General features: G+C 52.7%; 17 protein-coding genes, 2 tRNA genes, 3 rRNA genes and 1 other annotated feature. Of the genes, 11 read left to right on the plus strand and 11 right to left on the minus strand.

The window, feature by feature from the left end; all coding sequences use genetic code 11:
• The first annotated feature begins 16 nt into the window (after positions 1 to 16).
• On the plus strand, positions 17 to 1552 hold the full coding sequence (emrB, locus tag WH298_RS04630) for a multidrug efflux MFS transporter permease subunit EmrB (protein WP_007886391.1): 1536 nt from the start codon (positions 17 to 19) through the stop codon (positions 1550 to 1552).
• A 36-nt stretch (positions 1553 to 1588) separates the two neighbouring features.
• Here emrB and WH298_RS04635 read toward each other — a convergent pair whose 3' ends face one another.
• Complete coding sequence (locus WH298_RS04635) at positions 1589 to 2731, minus strand: tRNA/rRNA methyltransferase (RefSeq protein ID WP_007886389.1); 1143 nt, start codon at positions 2729 to 2731, stop codon at positions 1589 to 1591.
• A 156-nt stretch (positions 2732 to 2887) separates the two neighbouring features.
• Here WH298_RS04635 and trxC point away from each other — a divergent pair, with 156 nt between their 5' ends.
• The 6 genes from trxC to WH298_RS04670 all read left to right on the plus strand — a co-directional run bounded on the left by trxC (position 2888) and on the right by WH298_RS04670 (position 9445).
• Positions 2888 to 3307: a thioredoxin TrxC gene (gene trxC / locus WH298_RS04640; RefSeq protein WP_007886387.1), complete on the plus strand. Its 420-nt coding sequence runs from the start codon at positions 2888 to 2890 to the stop codon at positions 3305 to 3307.
• 94 nt (positions 3308 to 3401) lie between these two features.
• Positions 3402 to 4094, plus strand: coding sequence for a tRNA-uridine aminocarboxypropyltransferase (locus WH298_RS04645; protein ID WP_180822319.1), 693 nt, complete (start codon positions 3402 to 3404; stop codon positions 4092 to 4094).
• Positions 4095 to 4177: 83 nt separating this feature from the next.
• A complete protein-coding gene (locus tag WH298_RS04650) occupies positions 4178 to 4948 on the plus strand; it encodes a YaeF family permuted papain-like enzyme (protein ID WP_049853024.1) in 771 nt (256 codons plus the stop codon).
• Between the two features lie 43 nt (positions 4949 to 4991).
• Complete coding sequence (locus tag WH298_RS04655) at positions 4992 to 7649, plus strand: bifunctional acetate--CoA ligase family protein/GNAT family N-acetyltransferase (protein ID WP_180822320.1); 2658 nt, start codon at positions 4992 to 4994, stop codon at positions 7647 to 7649.
• A 116-nt stretch (positions 7650 to 7765) separates the two neighbouring features.
• Positions 7766 to 9121 (plus strand): CDP-diacylglycerol--serine O-phosphatidyltransferase, encoded by a 1356-nt coding sequence (gene pssA / locus WH298_RS04665; RefSeq protein WP_007886380.1) that lies wholly within the window; start codon positions 7766 to 7768, stop codon positions 9119 to 9121.
• Between the two features lie 3 nt (positions 9122 to 9124).
• Positions 9125 to 9445 (plus strand): YfiM family lipoprotein, encoded by a 321-nt coding sequence (locus WH298_RS04670; protein ID WP_180822321.1) that lies wholly within the window; start codon positions 9125 to 9127, stop codon positions 9443 to 9445.
• On the opposite strand, the gene WH298_RS04675 is transcribed toward WH298_RS04670, so the two are convergent.
• The 9 genes from WH298_RS04675 to rluD all read right to left on the minus strand — a co-directional run bounded on the left by WH298_RS04675 (position 9446) and on the right by rluD (position 21113).
• Positions 9446 to 10750, minus strand: coding sequence for an MFS family transporter (locus tag WH298_RS04675; RefSeq protein ID WP_180823688.1), 1305 nt, complete (start codon positions 10748 to 10750; stop codon positions 9446 to 9448).
• Between the two features lie 245 nt (positions 10751 to 10995).
• Positions 10996 to 11111, minus strand: a 5S ribosomal RNA gene (gene rrf / locus WH298_RS04680).
• A 100-nt stretch (positions 11112 to 11211) separates the two neighbouring features.
• A 23S ribosomal RNA gene (locus WH298_RS04685) occupies positions 11212 to 14118 on the minus strand.
• 201 nt (positions 14119 to 14319) lie between these two features.
• Positions 14320 to 14395: transfer RNA gene (locus WH298_RS04690), tRNA-Ala, on the minus strand.
• Between the two features lie 148 nt (positions 14396 to 14543).
• Positions 14544 to 14620: transfer RNA gene (locus tag WH298_RS04695), tRNA-Ile, on the minus strand.
• A gap of 73 nt (positions 14621 to 14693) precedes the next feature.
• Positions 14694 to 16233 (minus strand): 16S ribosomal RNA (locus tag WH298_RS04700).
• Together the 16S, 23S and 5S rRNA genes with 2 tRNA genes alongside form the textbook arrangement of a ribosomal RNA operon.
• Positions 16234 to 16707: 474 nt before the next feature.
• Positions 16708 to 19281, minus strand: a complete 2574-nt coding sequence (gene clpB / locus WH298_RS04705) for an ATP-dependent chaperone ClpB (protein ID WP_180822322.1) — start codon at positions 19279 to 19281, stop codon at positions 16708 to 16710.
• A gap of 126 nt (positions 19282 to 19407) precedes the next feature.
• A complete protein-coding gene (gene yfiH / locus WH298_RS04710; protein ID WP_180822323.1) occupies positions 19408 to 20136 on the minus strand; it encodes a purine nucleoside phosphorylase YfiH in 729 nt (242 codons plus the stop codon).
• On the minus strand, positions 20133 to 21113 hold the full coding sequence (gene rluD / locus WH298_RS04715) for a 23S rRNA pseudouridine(1911/1915/1917) synthase RluD (RefSeq protein ID WP_180822324.1): 981 nt from the start codon (positions 21111 to 21113) through the stop codon (positions 20133 to 20135). The genes yfiH and rluD overlap by 4 nt, the downstream gene beginning before the upstream one ends.
• Before the next feature lie 130 nt (positions 21114 to 21243).
• Here rluD and bamD point away from each other — a divergent pair, with 130 nt between their 5' ends.
• The 4 genes from bamD to pheA all read left to right on the plus strand — a co-directional run bounded on the left by bamD (position 21244) and on the right by pheA (position 23995).
• A complete protein-coding gene (gene bamD / locus WH298_RS04720) occupies positions 21244 to 21984 on the plus strand; it encodes an outer membrane protein assembly factor BamD (protein WP_180822325.1) in 741 nt (246 codons plus the stop codon).
• Positions 21985 to 22261: 277 nt separating this feature from the next.
• On the plus strand, positions 22262 to 22588 hold the full coding sequence (gene raiA, locus WH298_RS04725) for a ribosome-associated translation inhibitor RaiA (RefSeq protein WP_007893325.1): 327 nt from the start codon (positions 22262 to 22264) through the stop codon (positions 22586 to 22588).
• Positions 22589 to 22684: 96 nt separating this feature from the next.
• Positions 22685 to 22809 (plus strand) — a sequence feature (Phe leader region).
• On the plus strand, positions 22686 to 22733 hold the full coding sequence (gene pheL / locus WH298_RS04730) for a pheA operon leader peptide PheL (protein WP_100703679.1): 48 nt from the start codon (positions 22686 to 22688) through the stop codon (positions 22731 to 22733). It overlaps the preceding feature by 48 nt.
• Positions 22810 to 22831: 22 nt before the next feature.
• Complete coding sequence (gene pheA, locus WH298_RS04735; RefSeq protein WP_007893323.1) at positions 22832 to 23995, plus strand: bifunctional chorismate mutase/prephenate dehydratase; 1164 nt, start codon at positions 22832 to 22834, stop codon at positions 23993 to 23995.
• Between the two features lie 33 nt (positions 23996 to 24028).
• Here pheA and tyrA read toward each other — a convergent pair whose 3' ends face one another.
• Positions 24029 to 25150 (minus strand): bifunctional chorismate mutase/prephenate dehydrogenase, encoded by a 1122-nt coding sequence (gene tyrA, locus WH298_RS04740; protein ID WP_007893321.1) that lies wholly within the window; start codon positions 25148 to 25150, stop codon positions 24029 to 24031.
• Position 25151: the final 1 nt, after the last annotated feature.

A 25151-nucleotide genomic window follows, 5' to 3' on the forward strand; every position in this document is an offset into this window, starting at 1 on the left:
GCCGCGGGAGGCTGTTGTGGCACAAAAACCGCTTGAAGGTGCGCCGTTAGTCCTAATGACCATCGCCCTGTCGCTGGCGACGTTTATGCAGGTACTCGACTCCACCATCGCTAATGTGGCGATTCCGACCATCGCCGGTAACCTCGGTGCCTCGAACTCACAAGGCACGTGGGTGATTACCTCTTTCGGGGTGGCGAATGCCATCTCGATCCCCATCACCGGCTGGCTGGCGAAACGCATCGGTGAAGTTAAGCTGTTTACCTGGTCGACCATCCTGTTTGTGCTGGCGTCCTGGGCTTGCGGCATGTCCGAAAGCCTGGAGATGCTGATCTTCTTCCGCGTCATTCAGGGTGTGGTCGCAGGTCCGTTGATTCCGCTGTCGCAGAGTTTGTTGCTCAATAACTATCCACCGGCAAAGCGCAGTGTGGCGCTGTCGCTATGGGCGATGACGGTGATCGTGGCGCCGATCTGCGGTCCGATTCTCGGCGGCTGGATCAGCGATAACTATCACTGGGGCTGGATCTTCTTTATCAACGTACCCATTGGTTTGGTGGTGGTGTTACTGACGCTGCAAACTTTGCGCGGACGTGAGACCAAAACCGAGATCCGTCCGATCGATATGGTCGGCCTGGTGCTGCTGGTGGTCGGGATTGGCTCGCTGCAGGTGATGCTCGATCGCGGTAAAGAACTTGACTGGTTCAGCTCCACCGAAATCATTGTGCTCATGGTGGTCGCCGTAGTGGCGCTACTGGTGCTGCTGGTATGGGAGCTGACCGACGATCACCCGATAGTCGATTTGTCGCTGTTCAAGATGCGCAACTTCACCATTGGCTGTTTGTCGATAAGTCTGGCGTATATGCTCTACTTCGGCTCGATAGTATTACTGCCGCAGCTGTTGCAGGAGGTATATGGCTACACCGCCACCTGGGCCGGATTGGCGTCAGCGCCGGTAGGTATTCTGCCGGTAATCCTGTCGCCGATTATTGGTCGCTTCGCACATAAGCTGGACATGCGTAAGCTGGTGACCTTCAGCTTTATCATGTATGCCGTCTGTTTCTACTGGCGCGCCTACACGTTTGAGCCGGGCATGGATTTTGGCGCATCGGCGTGGCCGCAGTTTATTCAGGGCTTTGCGGTGGCGTGCTTCTTTATGCCATTGACCACCATTACGCTGTCGGGCTTACCGCCGGAGCGCATGGCGGCAGCATCAAGCCTGTCGAACTTCGTACGAACGCTGGCCGGTTCTATCGGCACCTCGATCACCACCACCATGTGGAGTAATCGGGAATCGATGCATCATAGCTATTTGTCGGAGTCGGTGAATCCGTACAACGTCAATTCACAGCAGATGTACGACCAACTGGAAAGCATGGGGATGACCCAGCAGCAGGCATCGGCGTATATCGCACAGCAAATTACCAATCAGGGGCTGATTATCTCGGCGAATGAGATCTTCTGGGCGTCGGCGGGTGTGTTCTTGATCTTGCTGGTGCTGGTGTGGTTTGCGCGTCCCCCCTTCGGTGCCGGCAGTGGCGGCGGCGGTGCGCACTAAGCGATAAAACAAAAACGGGCCTTGCGGCCCGTTTTTTTATGCGTTCTGACGCCACCATTCGGCGAGCAGAATACCGGTTGCCACTGACACGTTGAGGCTTTCAACGTTGCCAGTACCGCCGATTGACAGGCTGAGATCACCCTGCTGGAAAGCGCTGTCGGACAGACCTTCACTCTCCTGGCCTAATACCAGCACCATTTTAGCCGGCAGTTCAGCTTTCGCTAATGGCGTACCTTCGTGACTGGAGGTGGTAACGATGGTGTAACCTGCTTTACGGAACGCTTCCAGGCCATCAGCAAAGCTTTCGCCGCTGATCGCCTGTACGTGCTCAGCGCCACCTTCGGCGGTACGAACTGCCGCACCCGATTCCAGCAGCGAAGCATCATTCACCAGCAAACCTTTCACACCGAAGTGCGCGCAGCTACGCATAATGCCGCCGAGGTTGTGCGGGTTGCTGACATCTTCCAGTGCCAGCACGCAATCTTTGGTCGATGCCTTTGTCAGCCACTCAGTAACCGGCATGCCCATACGTTTTTTAATGATGAAGCACACCCCGCCGTGGTGTTCAGTACCTGAAGCTTTCGTCAGCTCGGCATCTTCCACTACGTGATAGGCTTTACGGTTGGCCGCCAGCCAACGCAGGGTTTCACGGAAACGCGGCGTTACGCTCTGCACAAACCAGGCGCGCACGATGCTTTCCGGACGGCTCAGGAACAGCGCCTGACACGCATTTTCACCGTATACGCGCGTCTCTTCCTGACGCTGACGGCGAATCTGCTCGGGATCGATTACCGGCTTGTTGCTGGCTGCGTCATCCAGCTGGCTGTCATCAGCCACGGGTGGACGTGAAACGGTACGCCACGGTGAATCACCGAAGCTGCGGCTGTCGCCACCACGATCGTCTCGCTGACCAAAGCTGCGGCCACGCTCACTGTTACGTGCATCACGCGGGGCAGAACCACGACCGCCCGCTTCGCTGCGTGCGCCACGCGGTGCGCCGCTACGGCCACCCTCTTCATTAGTACGTGCACTGCGAGGACCAGAACGACGATTATCTTCCTGGCGCGCAGCAGGACGGCCGCCTTTGCCGGTACGGGGATTAGGCTTTTGACCACCCTCCTCATCACGTACATACATCACTTTTACCTTGCCGCTTTTGCCTTTAAATTCGTCGTTCATCTGTTCCTCCAGCATTGAGAGCGCGAAGATTACCTGATGTGTCGGTGCTTAGCTATCAACTATTGAACCTATTGGGCAATCCAGATTGAGCATAGCACTCAACCTTTTCATAATGTCCGGCAATCATCAGATTTACAGGTCCGGGTTGAGGTAAATATGAATACAGTCTGTGCCTCCTGTCAGGCAACCAATCGCGTGCCCGAGTCGCGTATTGCCGATGGAGCAAAATGTGGGCGTTGCGGCGGTGAGCTGTTTAACGGTGAAGTCGCCAACGCGACATCCGCCACGCTGGATAAATATCTGCAGGACGATCTGCCGGTAGTGATCGACTTCTGGGCACCGTGGTGCGGCCCGTGCGTAAACTTTGCGCCCGTATTTAAAGATGTCGCCGACGAGCGGCGCGGCAAGGTGCGTTTCGTGAAGGTAAACACGGAAGCGGAACCGGCGCTGAGCTCGCGTTTCCGCATTCGCAGCATTCCTACCATTATGCTGTTCAAGAACGGCGAGATGGTCGACATGCTGAATGGCGCCATGCCGAAAGCGCCGTTCAATGAATGGCTCGACGAATCGCTGTAAATCGCTGATGGCCAGCCGCGTGCTGGCCTTCCTTATTATTACCTTTCCCGGCTAATTCCATTACACTGACGTTTTTCCTCCTGCCAGCGAATCTATGTTTGAAAATGCCGTCCTGCGCTTACGTGCGCAACGTTTAGCACGCGCTACGCGCCCGTTTCTGGCGCGCGGTAATCGTGTCATACGTTGCCAGCGCTGTTTGCTACCGCAGAAAAATTGTCTGTGCGCGACCATCCAGCCACAGCAAGCGCGTAGCCGCTTTTGCCTGGTGATGTTCGATAACGAGCCGATGAAGCCAAGCAATACCGGCAGGCTGATTGCCGATGTGCTGCCAGATACGCAGGCGTTTGGCTGGTCACGTACCGAACTTGATCCTGCATTGCTGGCAGCGGTTAAAAATGAGCATTATCAGCCGCTGGTCGTGTTTCCTGCTGCTTATGCTGATGCCGATCGTGAAGTACTCACCTTCCCACCGCTCAGCGGTAAACCGCCGCTGTTTATCATGCTCGACGGTACCTGGACGGAGGCGCGTAAGATGTTTCGCAAAAGCCCGTGGCTGGATGCGCTGCCGGTGATGTCGCTCAACGTCTCCACTCCATCACGCTATACGCTGCGTGAAGCCCATGGTGAAGGTCAGCACTGCACTGCAGAAGTCGCCGCCGCGCTGCTGGAACAGACGGGCGATCTTGCCGCCGCCGCGGAACTGCAGCACTATTTCGCACGCTTCCGTCACGCTTATCTGGCGGGAAAGCCGCACCATCCCGTGCATAGCCTCGAAAATGTCCTTTAAGGATTTGCAGCTTTTGTAACCAGCCAGTTTGATTTATAGTCGCGCATCGCCACGGAGTTGGCCTTATATGCAAAGGATGCACGATGAAAATTTTCTGGCTGCTGATGCTGCTGCTCACCGGCTGCAGCACCGCCCCACAACCCGACCGCGCTTTTCCGCCGCAGCTGCAATCTGCCAGCACCCGCCCAACCGCACTGATTTCAAGCAGCGCTTTGATGCCTGGCGATTTGTTGCTCTCATCCGCCACGTCACCACAATCGTGGGGAATTCGCCTGTTTACACTGACTGGCGTAAGCCATGCAGCGATTTATCTTGGCGATGAACAGGTCGCGGAAGCGGTTGGCAGCGGCGTTAAAATCATTCCGCTAAATCATGCTATTGATGAAAGCAATAGTCTGTTGGTGCTGCGCGTGCCCGGCATGACCAGCGAGCAGATGCTGCGCTTACGGGAGTTTGCCGATTTACAGCAAGGCAAAAAATACAACTTCAAGGGCATTGTAATGTTTATGCCGTTTATGGTGTCACGCCGTCTGTGTGAACTGCCGCTCGTCAATGAAGAGGTTCGCAGTGCCTGCCTTACCGCAATGGCCCGCGTGCAGTTAGCTGATGTTGACGATCCTCAAGCCAATCGCTTCTTCTGTTCCGAATTTGTATTGGCGGGCTATCGTCACGCGGGTATTGAACTGTTGCAGGGGCAGGCCAATTGGGTCAGCCCGGCGGATTTACTGCATTTACGTGACGGCGATGTCTCTGCATGGCAGGCGCAGCAGAATATGCAGTATGTCGGCCATTTAAAACGCTGGAATTTAAAAGAGATCCTCGGCCTGCGATCGGCGAATCGGCAAGTGCGGTAAAAAGCGTTTACAATCATGCCAATCTTGATAGCAGGAGCGGATGATGAGCCAACGCGGACTGGAAGCGCTGTTACGACCTAAATCAATCGCGGTAATCGGTGCCTCGATTACACCGGGGCGCGCCGGCTACTTTATGATGCGTAATCTGCTGGCCGGCGGATTTAGCGGTCCGGTGTTGCCGGTGACGCCGAAGTATAAAGCGGTGAGCGGCGTGCTGGCCTGGCCCGATATCGCCAGCCTGCCCTTCGCGCCCGATCTCGCCATCATCTGCACCCACGCCAAACGTAATCTCGAACTGCTGCAACAGTTGGGTGAAAAAGGCTGCAAAGCGTGCATTATTCTTTCGGCACCGGCCAGTCAGCTGGAAGAGCTGAAAGCCTGTGCCAGCCAATGGCAAATCCGCCTGCTCGGCCCGAACAGCTTAGGTTTGCTGGCGCCATGGCAAGGGCTGAATGCCAGCTTCTCACCGGTGCCGATTGCGAAAGGACGTATTGCCTTTATTTCACAATCGGCTGCGGTCTCTAATACCATCCTGGATTGGGCGCAGCAGCGAAACCTCGGTTTCTCATGGTTTATCGCCTTGGGTGACAGCCTGGATATCGACGTCGATGACCTGTTAGATTTCCTCGCGCGCGACGGTAAAACCAGCGCCATTTTGCTGTATCTCGAACATCTGAGCGATGCGCGCCGCTTTGTTTCCGCCTCACGCAGCGCCTCACGCAATAAACCCATTTTGGTAATAAAAAGTGGTCGTAGCCATCAGGCGCAGGCGATGATCGGCACCCGTAGCGGATTGGATGCTGCCTGGGATGCGGCGATTCAACGCGCTGGTTTACTGCGCGTGCAGGATACGCACGAACTCTTTACGGCGGTAGAGTCGCTCAGCCATATGCGCCCGTTACGCGGCGATCGGCTGATGATTATCAGCAACGGCGCGGCACCGGCTGCGCTGGCGCTCGATGAGCTGTATGCGCGCAACGGCAAGCTGGCGACGCTGAATGATGAGACATTACAGGCGCTGGCGGCGCTGCTGCCGGAAGGTGTCGGTCGCGGTAATCCGCTCGACTTAAAAGATGATGCAACACCTGCACGTTATGTAGCCTGCATTGAACGGCTGCTGGATAGCCATGAACTGGATGCGCTGATGATCATTCATGCGCCAAGTGCCGTATCGCCTTCCAGCGAAACCGCCGAGCAGATTATCGCTGCGGTTGCCAAACATCCGCGTGGCAAGCAGGTCACGCTACTGACCAACTGGTGCGGCGAATACTCCTCACAGGCTGCGCGGCGCGCCTTTACGCAAGCCGGCATTCCCACCTGGCGTACGCCTGAAGGTACCGTCACCGCATTTATGCATCAGGTGGAGTACCGTCGTAACCAGAAACAGCTGCGCGAGACGCCCGCCTTACCGCTTGGTTTGACGCAGAACAGCGCGCAAGCGCACCAGCTGATTCAACAGGCGCTGGATAAGGGCATCACCATGCTGGATACCCATGAAGTGCAGCCGGTGCTGCAGGCTTACGGATTGGCAACGCTGCCGACCTGGATTGCCAGCGATAGCGCAGCCGCTGGCAAAATCGCCGATCAGATTGGCTATCCGGTGGCGCTCAAGCTGCGTTCACCGGACATTCCGCATAAATCTGAGGTGCAAGGCGTGATGCTTTATCTGCGAAGCGCTGCGGAAGTGGAACAAGCCGCTGAAGCCATTTTCGATCGCGTGCGCGAAACCCATCCACAGGCGCATATAGACGGCCTGCTGGTACAGAGTATGGCGAATCGTGCCGGCGCCCAGGAATTGCGTGTGGTGGTTGAGCAGGATCCGCTGTTTGGTCCCATCATTCTGTTAGGCGAAGGCGGCGTGGAGTGGCAGCCAGATAAACAAGCCGCCGTGGCTTTACCGCCTTTGAATATGACGCTGGCACGTTATCTGGTGATTCAGGCGATGAAAAGCGGCAAAGTGCGCAGCCGTAGTGCGTTGAGGCCGCTGGATATCGCCGGACTTAGCCAGCTGCTGGTGCAGGTTTCCAACCTGGTGGTAGATTGCCCGGAGATTCAGCGACTGGATATTCACCCGCTGCTGGCGTCGGCCAATGAATTCACGCTGCTGGATGTCACGTTACAGCTGGCGCCGTTTGTTGGTGATAACGAAACACGCCTGGCGATCCGTCCTTATCCCCATCATCTGGAAGAGACGGTGCAGTTGAAAGATGGGCAATTTTGCCTGTTCCGGCCGATTCTGCCAGAAGATGAACCGCAACTGCGCGCCTTTATCGCTCAGGTAACCAAAGAAGATCTTTACTATCGCTACTTCAGCGAAATCAATGAGTTCACCCATGAAGATTTGGCGAATATGACGCAAATCGATTATGACCGGGAAATGGCCATAGTTGCGGTCCGCCAGCGCAACGGCGTGGATGAGATTATCGGCGTGACGCGTGCGATTTCTGATGCCGATAATATCGACGCAGAATTTTCCGTTCTGGTGCGTTCTGATCTGAAAGGGTTGGGCATGGGCAGGCGCCTGCTGGAGAAGATGATTCGGTATACGCGCGATCATGGCCTGCAACAATTGAACGGTATCACCATGCCACACAATACCGGCATGATCACGCTGGCTCGAAAACTCAATTTTCGCGTGAATATTCAACTGGATGATGGCATTGTCAGCCTGAATTTACCGCTGAGCGATGTCATCAGCTAACCTGTACAGAAAGGTAAAAATCCTGCTCTGCAGGCCGGTTGATGGTATTATTTAACGTTAGGATCATGATTTGATGGCAAAAGGCCATGCAATGAACAGAGAAGAAGTGCACTGTGATGTTGTCTAAATTTAAACGTAATAAACACCAACAACACCTCGCACAGCTGCCTAAACTGTCACAATCCGTGTCGGATCTGACGACGCTTTACTCGCCCGCCGAGTTTCGCGAAACCCTGCTGACGAAAATAGCCACGGCAGAAAAGCGTATCTGCATCACGGCGCTGTATCTGGAAAATGATGACGGCGGCCGGGGAATAATGCAGGCGCTGTACGCGGCGCGTCAGGCTCGTCCAGAGTTAGATGTCTGCATTCTGGTCGACTGGCATCGTGCGCAGCGTGGTCGTATTGGCGCCGCACGCGGCGTGACCAATGCTGATTGGTATTGCGAAATGGCGGCTCAGCATCCCGATATCGCCATCCCGGTTTATGGCATTCCGGTGAATACGCGTGAAGCGCTCGGCGTGCTGCATCTCAAAGGTTTCATCATTGATGATACGCTGCTCTACAGCGGTGCGAGCCTGAACGATGTTTATCTCCATCAGCATGATAAATATCGTTATGATCGCTATCAGTTGATCCGTAATCCGCAGCTGACCGATACCATGTATGCGTGGATCTGCGAAAATCTTAAAGAATCTGACGCGGTCAACCGCCTCGATAAAACTGAGCGCCCTTCCAGCCCGGAAATAAAGAACGAAACGCGTCAATTTCGTCAGGAGCTGCGCAGCTTTAATTATCAGTTCACGGGCAATGCAGATAATGAATCCCTTGCCGTCACCCCACTGGTTGGCTTGGGTAAACGCAGTCTGCTGAACAAAACCATCTTCCATTTGATGCCCTGCGCCGAGCGTAAGCTAACGCTGTGTACACCCTATTTCAACTTGCCGGCTATTCTGGTGCGCAATCTGATTCATTTACTGCGCCAGGGTAAGGAAGTGGAGATCATCATCGGCGATAAAACCGCCAATGACTTTTATATCCCGCCAGAACAGCCGTTCAAGATTATCGGTGCTTTGCCGTATCTTTATGAAATTAACCTGCGTCGCTTCCTTAGCCGTCTTCAGTATTACGTGAATAATGGTCAGCTGACCGTGCGCTTGTGGAAAGATGGCGAAAACAGTTATCACCTGAAAGGCATCTGGGTTGATGACGAATGGATGATGATTACCGGTAATAATCTCAATCCACGCGCGTGGCGACTTGATCTGGAAAACGCGGTGCTGATTCACGATCCTCGCAATGAGTTAGCTGAACAACGTGAGAAAGAGTTGGCGTTGATTCGTGAGCATACGTCTGTGGTGCAGCATTTCCGCGAGTTGGAAAGCATCTCAGATTATCCAGCTAAGGTACGTAAACTGATTCGCCGCCTGCGTCGTATCCGTATTGACCGCTTGATTAGCCGTCTGCTCTAGCCGATGCGTGCGCTTATCCTCTGCGTGGTTTTGCTGTGTAGTGGATGCGCGCACGTTGCGCAGGATAACTGGACGGGCAAAGATAAAGCAGAACACTTCTTCTCATCTGCGGCGCTGGCCGCGGCAGGCAGCGAGATATCTCAACATCAGCATCAAAGCCGTGGGAAAAATTTGCGCTTCGGCTTTCTGTTTTCATTAAGTTTTGGTGTGGGTAAAGAGTTATATGACAGCCGCTCAACGGGGAGCGGCTGGAGTTGGAAAGATCTTAGCTGGGATGTTGCCGGCGCTGCCAGCGGTATCGCGCTTTGGAATTTAAGCCAGTAACTACAGCGCAATCCCCTTCCCTTTTCGATGCAGCATAAGCGAGACCAGAAACGCCAATGCTCCCATCGCCGAGACATACCAGAAGAAACTGGTTTCAATGCCTTCCCGCTTCAGCAGTAGTGCCACGTACTCTGCAGAACCACCAAAAATCGCATTCGCGACCGCATAGGATAGCCCAACCCCCAGTGCGCGGACTTCTGGCGGGAACATTTCGGCCTTCAAAATGCCGCTGATGGCGGTATAGAAGCTGGTAATGATCAGCGCCAGCATAATTAATACAAATGCCAGCCAACTGCTCTGTACATTTTGCAGCAGCATCAGAATGGGGACGGTACAAATTGCCGCGCCAGCGCCAAAAATCATCATTGATGCGCGGCGGCCAATTTTGTCTGACAATGCGCCAACAATCGGCTGAATTAGCATGAATACCAATAATGCGCCGGTCATTAAGCCACTGGCGCTGCGGGCGTCCATTCCCGCGGTATTGACCAGGTATTTTTGCATATAAGTGGTGAAGGTATAGAAGCTGAGCGAACCGCCTGCAGTGAACCCTAGCACCATCAGAAAGGCACGCGAGTGATTACGCAGCAACCCCATAATACTGCCGGCATCTCGGTGTTCTCGGTGTTTTTTCTCTGATGTTTCATTGAGAGAACGACGCAACCACAGTGCAACGACAGCCAGGATAGCGCCGAGGAAGAATGGGATACGCCAGCCCCAGCTGCGGAGCTCTTCATCGCTAAGGATTTGTTGCAATACTACGACAGTCAGCACTGCCAGTAATTGACCACCAATTAACGTCACATACTGGAAAGAGGCGTAAAATCCTTTTCTTCCTTCCAGCGCCACTTCGCTCATATAGGTGGCGCTCGTACCATACTCGCCACCAACCGATAAGCCCTGGAACATACGCGCCAGCAGGAGAATGACTGGGGCGGCTATTCCAATTTCGCTAAAGCCCGGTAAACAGGCGATGACTAACGACCCCAGACACATCATGCACACTGAGATCAACATTGAGGCTTTACGGCCGTGGCGATCGGCAATGTATCCAAACAACCATCCACCGATCGGACGCATTAAAAAGCCCGCTGCAAAAACGCCCGCAGTTTGCAGCAGTTGCGTGGTGGTATCACCGCTAGGGAAGAAGACGTGGGCAAAATAGAGTGAGAAGAAAGAATAGACATAGAAATCAAACCATTCGACTAAATTGCCGGATGAAGCGCCAACAATCGCCCAGATGCGCTGTTTACTGTCGGCTGCTGCTTCAGATAGTGCCACTTTTTGTTGTTGTGAGTTTGTCATGCTTACCTCTTTTCCTTGCGAAGAATTAACGCCAAAGGATTTAGTAAAGCATCTATCTGCTGCTTGCGGGGATTGTCGCTGCCTGTGGATGGAAAATTGTGACAAGGAGAGAATTTTGCAGAGGAATTCTTTCAGTTTTTCAGTTAATTCGGGGATCTAATGAGGTCTTCAATTAGTAAAACTTACCGGACTCAAGACGAAAAAAAGCCCTGAACTTCCGTTCAGGGCTTCTTCACCTAATTAATGCCTGGCAGTTCCCTACTCTCGCATGGGGAGACCCCACACTACCATCGGCGCTACGGCGTTTCACTTCTGAGTTCGGCATGGGGTCAGGTGGGACCACCGCGCTAAAGCCGCCAGGCAAATTCTGTTTCGTTCGCGTAGCCCTCAAAGGCGCCGCAAACCAGTCCGTGAACAAGCTGAAAATCCGGTCTCTCAGACCAAAACGCCTCTGGCGTTGTAAGGTTAAGCCTCACGGGTCATTAGTACCGGTTAGCTCAACGCATCGCTGCGCTTACACACCCGGCCTATCAACGTCGTAGTCTTCAACGTCCCTTCAGGACTCTCAAGGAGTCAGGGAGAACTCATCTCGGGGCAAGTTTCGTGCTTAGATGCTTTCAGCACTTATCTTTTCCGCACTTAGCTACCGGGCAGTGCCATTGGCATGACAACCCGAACACCAGTGGTGCGTTCACTCCGGTCCTCTCGTACTAGGAGCAACCCCCCTCAATTCTCCAGCGCCCACGGCAGATAGGGACCGAACTGTCTCACGACGTTCTAAACCCAGCTCGCGTACCACTTTAAACGGCGAACAGCCGTACCCTTGGGACCTACTTCAGCCCCAGGATGTGATGAGCCGACATCGAGGTGCCAAACACCGCCGTCGATATGAACTCTTGGGCGGTATCAGCCTGTTATCCCCGGAGTACCTTTTATCCGTTGAGCGATGGCCCTTCCATTCAGAACCACCGGATCACTATGACCTGCTTTCGCACCTGCTCGAGCCGTCACTCTCGCAGTCAAGCTGGCTTATGCCATTGCACTAACCTCCTGATGTCCGACCAGGATTAGCCAACCTTCGTGCTCCTCCGTTACTCTTTGGGAGGAGACCGCCCCAGTCAAACTACCCACCAGACACTGTCCGCAGCCCGGATCACGGGCCTACGTTAGAACATCAAACATTAAAGGGTGGTATTTCAAGGTTGGCTCCACGCAGACTGGCGTCCACGCTTCAAAGCCTCCCACCTATCCTACACATCAAGGCTCAATGTTCAGTGTCAAGCTATAGTAAAGGTTCACGGGGTCTTTCCGTCTTGCCGCGGGTACACTGCATCTTCACAGCGATTTCAATTTCACTGAGTCTCGGGTGGAGACAGCCTGGCCATCATTACGCCATTCGTGCAGGTCGGAACTTACCCGACAAGGAATTTCGCTACCTTAGGACCGTTATAGTTACGGCCGCCGTTTACCGGGGCTTCGATCAAGAGCTTCTCCTTGCGGATAACCCCATCAATTAACCTTCCGGCACCGGGCAGGCGTCACACCGTATACGTCCACTTTCGTGTTTGCACAGTGCTGTGTTTTTAATAAACAGTTGCAGCCAGCTGGTATCTTCGACTGGCTTCGGCTCGGGGAGCAAGTCCCTCTACCTACGCGCCAGCGTGCCTTCTCCCGAAGTTACGGCACCATTTTGCCTAGTTCCTTCACCCGAGTTCTCTCAAGCGCCTTGGTATTCTCTACCTGACCACCTGTGTCGGTTTGGGGTACGATTTCGTGTTACCTGGAGCTTAGAGGCTTTTCCTGGAAGCAGGGCATCAGTTACTTCACCACCGTGGTGGCTCGTCGTCACGCCTCAGCCTTAAGACACCCCGGATTTACCAAAGGTGTCAGCCTACACGCTTAAACCGGGACAACCGTCGCCCGGATAACCTAGCCTTCTCCGTCCCCCCTTCGCAGTAACACCAAGTGCAGGAATATTAACCTGCTTCCCATCGACTACGCTTTTCAGCCTCGCCTTAGGGGTCGACTCACCCTGCTCCGATTAACGTTGAACAGGAACCCTTGGTCTTCCGGCGAGCGGGCTTTTCACCCGCTTTATCGTTACTTATGTCAGCATTCGCACTTCTGATACCTCCAGCATGCCTCACAGCACACCTTCGACGGCTTACAGAACGCTCCCCTACCCAACAACGCATACGCGTCGCTGCCGCAGCTTCGGTGCATGGTTTAGCCCCGTTACATCTTCCGCGCAGGCCGACTCGACCAGTGAGCTATTACGCTTTCTTTAAATGATGGCTGCTTCTAAGCCAACATCCTGGCTGTCTGTGCCTTCCCACATCGTTTCCCACTTAACCATGACTTTGGGACCTTAGCTGGCGGTCTGGGTTGTTTCCCTCTTCACGACGGACGTTAGCACCCGCCGTGTGTCTCCCGTGATAACATTCTCCGGTATTCGCAGTTTGCATCGGGTTGGTAAGCCGGGATGGCCCCCTAGCCGAAACAGTGCTCTACCCCCGGAGATGAGTTCACGAGGCGCTACCTAAATAGCTTTCGGGGAGAACCAGCTATCTCCCGGTTTGATTGGCCTTTCACCCCCAGCCACAAGTCATCCGCTAATTTTTCAACATTAGTCGGTTCGGTCCTCCAGTTAGTGTTACCCAACCTTCAACCTGCCCATGGCTAGATCACCGGGTTTCGGGTCTATACCCTGCAACTTAACGCCCAGTTAAGACTCGGTTTCCCTGCGGCTCCCCTATACGGTTAACCTTGCTACAGAATATAAGTCGCTGACCCATTATACAAAAGGTACGCAGTCACCCCATAAATGAGGCTCCCACTGCTTGTACGTACACGGTTTCAGGTTCTGTTTCACTCCCCTCGCCGGGGTTCTTTTCGCCTTTCCCTCACGGTACTGGTTCACTATCGGTCAGTCAGGAGTATTTAGCCTTGGAGGATGGTCCCCCCATATTCAGACAGGATACCACGTGTCCCGCCCTACTCTTCGAACTCACAATCTGTGCACTTTCGTGTACGGGACTATCACCCGGTGTCGTGCGACTTTCCAGACGCTTCCACTAACGCACAAACTGATTCAGGTTCTGGGCTGTTCCCCGTTCGCTCGCCGCTACTGGGGGAATCTCGGTTGATTTCTTTTCCTCTGGGTACTTAGATGTTTCAGTTCCCCAGGTTCGCCTCGCAACACTATGTATTCATGTTGCGATGATGCACTGAGTGCACCGGGTTTCCCCATTCGGACATCGTCGGCTGTAGCGGTTCATATCACCTTACCGACGCTTTACGCAGATTAGCACGTCCTTCATCGCCTCTGACTGCCAGGGCATCCACCGTGTACGCTTAGTCGCTTAACCTCACAACCCACAGGCGTTTTGCAACGCTCGGGACTGTAAGCATTTGAGAGACTCGAACGCATCGTGATTTCATTCCTATTACGGAGAATGAAAACAACACGTCGTTTCAATTTTCAGCTTGTTCCGGATTGTTAAAGAGCATAATACTTCGCAGCACACCGTTTCCGGTACGCTCTGAAGTATTGTTTTGAGTCACTGTAATGGTGGAGCTAAGCGGGATCGAACCGCTGACCTCCTGCGTGCAAGGCAGGCGCTCTCCCAGCTGAGCTATAGCCCCATACAGTTACTGCAGAGACCACTACTACCACTCACCAGGAGTCACATTCATCAAATGAGAAATGTTAATTTCTTCTCAGGCAAGGCATGCGTAAGGGAAGTTTACTTTCGTAAACGACCGCGCGCATAACGCAGCATGAGGAGAAATTTGGTAGGCCTGAGTGGACTTGAACCACCGACCTCACCCTTATCAGGGGTGCGCTCTAACCACCTGAGCTACAAGCCTGTAGAGGTTTTTTCTGCTCGTTACTTTCTATCAGACAATCTGTGTGAGCACTTCGCGGGAAGGTATCCTCAGGTAAGGAGGTGATCCAACCGCAGGTTCCCCTACGGTTACCTTGTTACGACTTCACCCCAGTCATGAATCACAAAGTGGTAAGCGCCCTCCCGAAGGTTAAGCTACCTACTTCTTTTGCAACCCACTCCCATGGTGTGACGGGCGGTGTGTACAAGGCCCGGGAACGTATTCACCGTAGCATTCTGATCTACGATTACTAGCGATTCCGACTTCACGGAGTCGAGTTGCAGACTCCGATCCGGACTACGACGCACTTTATGAGGTCCGCTTGCTCTCGCGAGGTCGCTTCTCTTTGTATGCGCCATTGTAGCACGTGTGTAGCCCTACTCGTAAGGGCCATGATGACTTGACGTCATCCCCACCTTCCTCCAGTTTATCACTGGCAGTCTCCTTTGAGTTCCCGGCCGGACCGCTGGCAACAAAGGATAAGGGTTGCGCTCGTTGCGGGACTTAACCCAACATTTCACAACACGAGCTGACGACAGCCATGCAGCACCTGTCTCAGCGTTCCCGAAGGCACCAAAGCATCTCTGCTAAGTTCGCTGGATGTCAAGAGTAGGTAAGGTTCTTCGCGTTGCATCGAATTAAACCACATGCTCCACCGCTTGTGCGGGCCCCCGTCAATTCATTTGAGTTTTAACCTTGCGGCCGTACTCCCCAGGCGGTCGACTTAACGCGTTAGCTCCGGAAGCCACTCCTCAAGGGAACAACCTCCAAGTCGACATCGTTTACGGCGTGGACTACCAGGGTATCTAATCCTGTTTGCTCCCCACGCTTTCGCACCTGAGCGTCAGTCTTCGTCCAGGGGGCCGCCTTCGCCACCGGTATTCCTCCAGATCTCTACGCATTTCACCGCTACACCTGGAATTCTACCCCCCTCTACGAGACTCTAGCCTGCCAGTTTCGAATGCAGTTCCCAGGTTAAGCCCGGGGATTTCACATCCGACTTGACAGACCGCCTGCGTGCGCTTTACGCCCAGTAATTCCGATTAACGCTTGCACCCTCCGTATTACCGCGGCTGCTGGCACGGAGTTAGCCGGTGCTTCTTCTGCGGGTAACGTCAATCGGTGAGGTTATTAACCTCACCGCCTTCCTCCCCGCTGAAAGTACTTTACAACCCGAAGGCCTTCTTCATACACGCGGCATGGCTGCATCAGGCTTGCGCCCATTGTGCAATATTCCCCACTGCTGCCTCCCGTAGGAGTCTGGACCGTGTCTCAGTTCCAGTGTGGCTGGTCATCCTCTCAGACCAGCTAGGGATCGTCGCCTAGGTGAGCCATTACCCCACCTACTAGCTAATCCCATCTGGGCACATCCGATGGTGTGAGGCCCGAAGGTCCCCCACTTTGGTCTTGCGACGTTATGCGGTATTAGCTACCGTTTCCAGTAGTTATCCCCCTCCATCGGGCAGTTTCCCAGACATTACTCACCCGTCCGCCACTCGTCACCCAAGAGCAAGCTCTCTGTGCTACCGTCCGACTTGCATGTGTTAGGCCTGCCGCCAGCGTTCAATCTGAGCCATGATCAAACTCTTCAATTTAAGTTTGATTTGCTTAAACAAGTTAAGCGATGCTCATCTGTAAAACGTCATAATGAATTTCATTATGTGTTCACTCGTGAGACTTGATATTTTTTTGCGTCCGGAGACGCTGATATCAATCCTGCGAGTGCCCACACAGATTGTCTGATAAATTGTTAAAGAGCGTTGCGAACAGCGGGTTAACCGCCTGTCGCGAGGTGGCGTATATTACGCTTTCCTCCTTCAGAGTCAAACACTTTTTTCAGCGTTTTCATCCGGCGGGATGAATTTCTTCACTCCCTGCTGAGCCGTCTGCGTTGCCGCTTTGCCGTCTCAGTGGTGGCGCATTATAGGGAGTTATTCGGAGGTGACAAGTGCAAATTCAAAGTTTTTGCACGACCGCTCACTTTTCAGGCTATACGTTGTAAAAACCAGCTAATTCTTGCGATAAGACCAAAAAAAATGGGCCCGAAGGCCCGTTTTAATCACAATGGATTATTGGTCAGCAACAATCACATCGTCTTTAACATCCATTTCAATAGTTTTACCCGGAACCAAAGCACCAGAGAGAATCTGCTGCGCCAGCGGGTTTTCAATCTGTTGCTGGATTGCACGCTTCAACGGACGCGCACCATAAACCGGGTCATAACCATTTTCGCCAAGCAGCTTGAGCGCCGCCTCAGAGATATGCAGTTGATAACCGCGCTCCTCGAGACGATGATACAAACGCTGCAGCTGAATCTGCGCAATAGATGCAATGTGTTTTTCGCCCAACGGGTGGAAAACTACCATGTCATCTATACGGTTGATAAATTCAGGACGGAAATGCTGTCCAACAACCGTCATCACCACCTCTTTCATTTCCGGATAATCCAGAGAACCAAAACGTTCCTGAATGAGATCGGAACCGAGGTTCGAAGTCATGATGACTACGGTATTACGGAAATCGACCGTACGGCCCTGTCCGTCAGTTAAGCGGCCATCGTCCAGTACTTGCAACAAGATGTTGAACACATCAGGGTGCGCCTTCTCAACCTCATCCAGTAAAATAACTGAATAAGGACGACGACGTACCGCCTCCGTCAGATAACCGCCCTCTTCGTAACCAACATATCCTGGAGGAGCACCCACCAGACGCGACACCGAGTGTTTTTCCATAAACTCGGACATATCAATGCGTACCATCGCATCGTCACTGTCGAACAGGAAGTTAGCCAGCGCTTTACACAATTCGGTTTTACCCACGCCGGTTGGTCCGAGGAACAAGAAGGAACCAATCGGACGGTTTGGATCCGACAAACCTGCACGACTACGACGGATTGCATTCGATACCGCTTCCACCGCTTCGTTCTGACCGATCACTCGAGCGTGCAGCTCTTGCTCCATGCGCAGCAACTTCTCACGTTCACCTTCCATCATGCGCGCGACAGGAATACCGGTCCAACGTGCCAGCACATCGGCAATCTCCACATCCGTCACGCGGTTGCGTAGCAGCTTCATGGTCTTACCTTCAGACTGCGTAGCGATGGCTAACTGTTTTTCCAGCTCTGGAATTTTACCGTACTGCAGCTCAGACATCTGACCAAGGTCGCCAACACGACGCGCTTGCTCCATCGTCAGGCGTGCTTGCTCCAGCTCTGCTTTAATGTTCTGCGTGCCGGTTAAGGAGGCTTTTTCCGCTTTCCACTCCTCTTCCAGTTCAGCGTATTCACGCTCTTTCTGATCGAGTTCGCTTTCCAGCATTTCCAGGCGCTTCAGGCTGGCGTCATCCGACTCCTTCTTCAGCGCCTGCTGCTCCAGTTTTAACTGGATGATGCGACGCTCCAGACGATCAAGCGACTCCGGCTTAGAATCCATCTGCAGACGAATGCTGGATGCCGCTTCGTCGATCAGGTCAATCGCTTTATCCGGCAGCTGACGATCGGAAATATAACGATGCGACAGCGTTGCCGCAGCCACAATCGCGGGATCGGTGATCTGCACGTGGTGGTGCAGTTCATAACGTTCCTTAAGACCGCGCAGAATTGCGATGGTATCTTCCACGCTCGGCTCAGCCACGAATACCTTCTGAAAACGACGTTCCAGCGCGGCATCTTTCTCAATGAACTGACGATACTCATTCAGCGTGGTAGCACCAACGCAGTGCAGTTCACCGCGCGCCAACGCCGGCTTCAGCATGTTACCCGCATCCATTGCGCCGTCCGCTTTACCGGCGCCAACCATCGTGTGCAACTCGTCGATAAACAGGATGACGTTACCTTCCTGTTTCGCCAGGTCGCTAAGCACGCCTTTAAGACGCTCTTCAAATTCACCGCGATATTTGGCACCCGCCACCAGCGAGCCCATATCTAAAGCCAGTACGCGACGCCCCTTCAGCCCTTCCGGAACTTCACCATTAATGATGCGCTGTGCTAAGCCTTCAGCGATGGCGGTTTTACCTACGCCGGGCTCACCAATCAACACCGGGTTGTTTTTGGTACGACGCTGCAACACCTGAATGGTGCGACGGATCTCTTCGTCACGACCAATGACCGGATCAAGCTTGCCTAGCTCGGCACGCTCTGTAAGGTCAATAGTGTATTTCTTCAATGCCTGACGCTGATCTTCAGCACCTTGATCGTTCACGTTATCTCCTCCCCGTAATTGGTCGATGGCCTGAGAGAGTTTTTCCGATGTCGCGCCAACTGACTTCAATAGATCAGCCAGTGAGCCACGTGAATCGAGGGCCGCCAAAACAAATAATTCGGATGATATAAAGTTATCGCCGCGCTTTTGCGCCAGCTTGTCGCACAGATTAAGCACCCGAATAAGATCGGCGGATGGCTGGACGTCACCATCGGTACCTTCTACCTGCGGCAGTCGATTAATTGCTTGTTCGATACTGGTACGCAGACCAGCTACATCGGCACCCGCTGCGCTTAGCAACGGACGCACCGATCCGCCTTCCTGATTGAGCAACGCGCTCATCATATGAAGGGGTTCAATGAATTGATTGTCATGTCCCAGAGCAAGGGACTGTGCATCGGCAAGAGCCAGTTGAAATTTGTTAGTAAGACGATCCAGACGCATAATTCCTCCCATTACAGGTCAAAATGCTACTGGAGATTAAATGAGGTCATCCCTCAAATTTTTCAAGGTTAATGACCTGAGTTGTGAGCAAAAAATACGCTAACTGGACCGTCTTGTGGCGTAAGGTTATCTCAGCCAAATCAAAGTTGCCATACGCCCGGTGATGCCGTCGCGCCGGAAGGAGAAAAAATCATCACGTTCATGGAAGGTACAACGCGTTGAACCACTTATGGAGTGCACGCCGGCGGCCTGCAGACGCTGGCGTGCCAGCATCCAAATATCGGCAAAATATTTGCTACCCACCGGGCGAAAAGCCTCTTCAGCTTGTTCGGAGTGAGCCATAAATGCCGATTTGACCTCTGGCCCAACTTCGAATGCCTGCGGACCAATTGCCGGGCCAAGCCAGGCATGGATGTCATTCGCCGAACAATGAAACTGCGATAAGGTCTGTTCCAGCACGCCATTACAGAGTCCGCGCCAGCCAGCATGTGCCGCTGCTACTTCACTGCCATCTCTGCTGCAAAACAGCACCGGCAAGCAATCCGCCGTCATCACTGCGCAAACCACCCCGTTTTCACGCGTAATTGCAGCATCCGCAGGAGGTAGCGTCTCCGTTGAAGGTAAACGCGCGACGACCTGACCATGGATTTGATTTAGCCATTGCGGCATCGCCGGTAACGCCAGCTGCTCAACTAAACGTTGCCGATTAAGCGCAACATGCTCTGCAAGGTCGCCGACGTGTCCACCAAGATTCAGCGAATCCCATGGTGCATGGCTTAAACCGCCAAAACGTGTGGTGGAACATGCCCGAACACGCTGCGGTGCAGGCCAGTCCGGGATGATCCATTCACTCATAGCCAATCCATCTGATCGCGGAACTCATGGGTATCGGCTTTCAGGGCATCAATCAAATCCACCATATCCTGCGGCAATGGCGCATGCCATTCCATCTCGATACCGGTAATCGGATGATAAAGACGTAACATTGTGGCGTGCAGCGCCTGACGATCAAAACCGCGCAGCGTATTGATGAAGGCTTCAGAGGCACCTTTTGGTGGACGTGGACGGCCACCGTACAACGGATCACCCACCAGCGGATGGTTGATATGCGCCATATGCACACGAATCTGATGCGTACGGCCGGTTTCCAGGCGCAAACGTAAACGCGTATGGGCACGGAAGTGTTCCATAATGCGATAGTGCGTGGTTGCCGGTTTACCCATTGGATGTACTGCCATGTGCGTGCGTTTAGTTGAGTGGCGCGCCATTGGCTGATCCACCGTACCGCCTGCGGTCATGGTACCGATGGCTACCGCTTCATATTCACGCGTAATTTCACGCAGCTGCAGCGTTTCAACCAGGTGAGTTTGTGCAGGCACGGTTTTCGCAACCACCATCAAACCGGTGGTATCTTTATCCAGACGATGAACAATACCTGCACGAGGTACGTCAACGATCGGTGGATAATGATAAAGCAGTGCGTTAAGCACCGTGCCGTCAGGATTACCGGCGCCTGGATGTACCACCAGACCACGCGGCTTGTTGATCACCAGAATATCGTCATCTTCATAAACGATGTTTAAGGGGATATTTTGCGCTTCCCAGCGTTGCTCTTCTTCGATCTCAGCATCGATCGCGACATGCTCACCGCCAAAAACTTTTTCTTTTGGTTTATCGATGATGGTGCCGTTTACGCTGACTCGACGCTCGAGAATCCACTCTTTTATACGAGAACGTGAATAATCAGGGAACAATTCTGCCAAAGTCTGATCTAAGCGTTGTCCAAGTTGTGCTTCGGACACCGTTGCGGTGAGTTGAACTTGTTGTGCCATATACAGCTTCTTCGTTAACGTTGGGTTTTCACGGCGATGCCGTTTAATATAATGTGCTATCGTACCTAGCCATAATTGGGAGCTATACGGACAGCTTCTGCTATAACACTTTGAGGATAATCATTTCGTCATGACGCGTATGAAACATCTGGTGGCTGCTGCCACACTGAGCCTGAGCCTGGCGCTTGTGGGCTGTTCCGGCTCATCGGATCCCGTCCCGGACAGCCCGCCGTCTGAAATTTACGCCACGGCTCAGCAAAAGCTGCAGGACGGTAACTTTAAAGCGGCGATTAAGCAACTGGAAGCACTGGACAACCGCTATCCGTTTGGTCCTTACTCGCAGCAAGTACAGCTGGATTTGATCTACGCGTATTACAAAAATGCCGATCTGCCACTGGCGCAAGCCGCTATTTCACGCTTTATGCGTCTGAATCCAACCCATCCGAACGTCGACTATGTCATCTATATGAAAGGTCTCACGGATATGGCGCTGGATGATTCAGCATTGCAGGGCTTCTTCGGTATCGATCGTTCCGATCGCGATCCGACGCACGCTCGTGATGCTTTCCGTGACTTCTCGCAGCTACTGCGCGGTTATCCAAACAGCCAATATGCTGCGGATGCGCAGAAACGTTTGGCGTTCCTGAAAGAACGTCTGGCGAAGTATGAACTCTCGGTGGCGCAATTCTATACCAAGCGCGGTGCGTATGTCGCTGTAGTTAATCGTGTGGAAACGATGATGAAGGATTATCCGGACACCGAGGCAACTCATGAAGCGTTGCCGTTGATGGAAAATGCTTACCGTCAGCTTCAGTTAACGACTGAAGCCGATAAAGTGGCGAAAATCATTGCGGCTAATAATCAATCCTGATTATTACACCCACAAAAAAAGCAGCCCGCGCGGCTGCTTTTTTTATGTCATTTTTTGGTTAACTCAATAATTTTATAGATTTATCGCTAATGTTATCCATTCAATAATGCGCCCTTCTCCGCTCATCTTCAAGAGTTACCCGCCACTTTCCCGGCCTTTCTCACAATTAAGCGGCATTGACAAAATGTGACATTTCAATGTGATCTAGATCACACATTTTCTTAATATCCGCGGTATGCTGGTCCTACCCAGACGGAAATGACAGAGAGGTTTAACTATGATTCTGAACATTACCAGCAAACAAATGGAAATCACCGAGGCTATCCGTAATCACGTTGAAGAGCGTCTCGCCAAGCTGGAAAAATGGCAAACACATCTGATAAACCCTCACATTGTGTTATCGAAAGAGCCGAAGGAGTTTGTGGCAGATGCCACCATTAATACGCCTAACGGAACGCTGGTTGCCAGCGCGAAACATGATGATATGTATACGGCCATCAATGACTTGATTGCCAAGCTGGAGCGACAACTCAATAAAGCGCAACATAAACCCGAAGCCCGTCGCGCCAACAGCAGTGTGAAAGATTTCATGCCAACGGAATAAACATACATCTTCAGTAACGCGCCTTCGGGCGCGTTTTTTATTGACAGCTTTAAATCACTGCGGTTACTCTCAAACCACCTCATCTATGGAAACAACCATGAAACATCTACCGTTCTTCTTCGCATTCTTTTTTACCTTCCCCTGATTGGGAGGCGATTCGTCATGTGAAAATGAATGCGAAGACGAACAACAAAGCCTCCCAAATGGGAGGCTTTTTTATTGGACATTTTACAGGTGAGCCCTATGAATCCCGAAAATCCACTACTGGCGTTACGCGACAAAATCAGCGCAGTTGATGAAAAACTATTAGCGCTATTGTCGGAGCGTCGCACCCTGGCCGTTGAAGTCGCACAAGCCAAACTTGCCACACATCGCCCTATTCGCGACGTTGAACGTGAACGTGCTTTACTGGAAAACCTGATTTCTCTGGGTAAAAAACATCAGCTTGATGCGCACTATATTACCCGCTTATTCCAACTGGTAATTGAAGATTCCGTTCTTACCCAACAGGCTTTACTGCAGAAAAACCTTAATCATCCACATGCGCACGCTCCGCGTATTGCATTCCTGGGCCCGAAAGGTTCTTACTCGCATCTTGCAGCGCGTAAATATGCCACACGTCACTTTGACTCCATGGTGGAGATCGGCTGCCTGAAGTTTCATGACATCATTCATCAGGTGGAAAGTGGTCAGGCGGATTACGCGGTGATGCCCATCGAAAATACCAGCTCTGGCTCTATCAACGACGTTTACGATCTGCTCCAGCAAACCACTTTATCAATTGTTGGCGAACTGACCATTCCCATTGAGCACTGTGTATTGGTAAATGGCACCACCGATCTGCAGCAGATAGAAACGGTTTACAGCCATCCACAGCCGTTCCAGCAATGCAGCCAATTTATTAATCGCTTCCCGCAGTGGAAAATTGAATACACCGAAAGTACTGCTGCTGCGATGGAAAAGGTTGCAGCGTTGAATTCACCGAAGGTTGCCGCATTAGGCAGTGAAGCGGGCGGTGAACTGTATGGATTGCAGGTTTTAGAGCGTAATCTGGCCAATCAACAGCAGAACCATACGCGTTTCATCGTGCTGGCTCGTAAAGCGATTGAAGTATCCAATCAGGTACCGGCGAAAACTACGCTGATTATGGCGACTGGCCAACAAGCCGGTGCACTGGTTGAAGCACTGATGGTGCTACGCAATCATGGTCTGATTATGAGCAAACTGGAGAACCGCCCAATTAACGGTAATCCATGGGAAGAGATGTTTTACATTGATGTGCAGGGCAATCTGCAATCTGAAAGTATGCAGTTAGCGTTGGCTGAGTTAAGCGGCTTAACCCGTTCATTAAAAGTACTCGGCTGTTATCCGGGCGAGAATGTGGTGCCAGTAGAACCACGTCTCTAAGTAAAAAAGGCATCCATCTGGATGCCTTCTGTTTTACTGACGGCTGTCGTTAGCCGATCGCAGCATGCTTCTACTTTCAACCAGGAAACGCTTAGCGTAATCACCAAACCAATGCTCGACACGCTGGAAGCTGTCGATGAAAGCTTGTTTATCGCCTTGCTCCAACAGTTTGATGGCATCGCCAAAGCGCTGATAGTAACGTTTAATCAGTGCCAGATTGCTCTCAGAAGACATAATAATGTCAGCATAAAGCTGCGGATCCTGTGCAAACAGACGTCCAACCATTGCCAATTCGAGGCGATAGATGGGCGAAGACAGCGCTAATAGCTGATCCAGATTGACGTTCTCTTCGGCCAGATGCAGGCCATAAGCGAAGGTCGCAAAGTGACGCAACGCCTGGATAAACGCCATATTCTGATCATGCTCGACCGCACTGATGCGGTGTAAACGCGCGCCCCAGACCTGAATCTGCTCAAGAAACCACTGATACGCCTCCGGCTGGCGACCATCACACCAAACCACAACCTGCTTCGCCAGGCTGCCGCTATCCGGACCAAACATCGGATGCAGGCCAAGTACCGGCCCAGTGTGCGCGGCAAGCATGGCCTGCAACGGCCGATTTTTCACCGAGGCCAAATCGACTAGAATGCAGTCTTCTGGCAACTTCGGTAATTCACCGATAATTTGTTCTGTGAGATGGATCGGCACACTGATGATCACCATGCCTGCATCTCGCAGCAACGCGTCTGATCGATCCCAATCGCCTTTGTCCAGAATGCGCACCTGATAACCAGACAGCGTAAGCATCTTTTCGAACAGACGTCCCATCTGGCCACGACCACCGACGATCACCACTGGACGCAATGTTGGGCAGAGTGTTTTGAAGCCTTTATCATTCTCATGCGCGTAGGATTCGCGCATTAAACGACGCAGCACATCTTCAATCAAATCCGGCGATACGCCGAGTGCCTCAGCTTCCTGACGGCGTGAAGCCAACATGCTAGCCTCACGCTCAGGAACATAGATTGGCAAACCGTAGCGGCTTTTGACTTCCCCTACTTCGGCAACCAGCTCTAGTCTTTTTGCCAGTAAGCCAAGCAGGGCTTTATCTACTTCATCAATTTGATCGCGTAGCGCGGTCAGTTCAGCCACCATG

The organism is Pantoea nemavictus (assembly GCF_037479095.1).
In the GTDB taxonomy this organism is placed as follows: Bacteria; Pseudomonadota; Gammaproteobacteria; order Enterobacterales; family Enterobacteriaceae; genus Pantoea; species Pantoea nemavictus.

Bases quoted from the DNA above. Each gene is read 5' to 3' on its own strand.
- WH298_RS04635 (WP_007886389.1), bottom strand. From the start codon at position 2,731: ATGAACGACGAATTTAAAGGCAAAAGCGGCAAGGTAAAAGTGATGTAT.
- trxC (WP_007886387.1), top strand. From the start codon at position 2,888: ATGAATACAGTCTGTGCCTCCTGTCAGGCAACCAATCGCGTGCCCGAG.
- WH298_RS04645 (WP_180822319.1), top strand. From the start codon at position 3,402: ATGTTTGAAAATGCCGTCCTGCGCTTACGTGCGCAACGTTTAGCACGC.
- WH298_RS04650 (WP_049853024.1), top strand. From the start codon at position 4,178: ATGAAAATTTTCTGGCTGCTGATGCTGCTGCTCACCGGCTGCAGCACC.
- WH298_RS04655 (WP_180822320.1), top strand. From the start codon at position 4,992: ATGAGCCAACGCGGACTGGAAGCGCTGTTACGACCTAAATCAATCGCG.
- pssA (WP_007886380.1), top strand. From the start codon at position 7,766: ATGTTGTCTAAATTTAAACGTAATAAACACCAACAACACCTCGCACAG.
- WH298_RS04670 (WP_180822321.1), top strand. From the start codon at position 9,125: ATGCGTGCGCTTATCCTCTGCGTGGTTTTGCTGTGTAGTGGATGCGCG.
- WH298_RS04675 (WP_180823688.1), bottom strand. From the start codon at position 10,750: ATGACAAACTCACAACAACAAAAAGTGGCACTATCTGAAGCAGCAGCC.
- clpB (WP_180822322.1), bottom strand. From the start codon at position 19,281: ATGCGTCTGGATCGTCTTACTAACAAATTTCAACTGGCTCTTGCCGAT.
- yfiH (WP_180822323.1), bottom strand. From the start codon at position 20,136: ATGAGTGAATGGATCATCCCGGACTGGCCTGCACCGCAGCGTGTTCGG.
- rluD (WP_180822324.1), bottom strand. From the start codon at position 21,113: ATGGCACAACAAGTTCAACTCACCGCAACGGTGTCCGAAGCACAACTT.
- bamD (WP_180822325.1), top strand. From the start codon at position 21,244: ATGACGCGTATGAAACATCTGGTGGCTGCTGCCACACTGAGCCTGAGC.
- raiA (WP_007893325.1), top strand. From the start codon at position 22,262: ATGATTCTGAACATTACCAGCAAACAAATGGAAATCACCGAGGCTATC.
- pheA (WP_007893323.1), top strand. From the start codon at position 22,832: ATGAATCCCGAAAATCCACTACTGGCGTTACGCGACAAAATCAGCGCA.
- tyrA (WP_007893321.1), bottom strand. From the start codon at position 25,150: ATGGTGGCTGAACTGACCGCGCTACGCGATCAAATTGATGAAGTAGAT.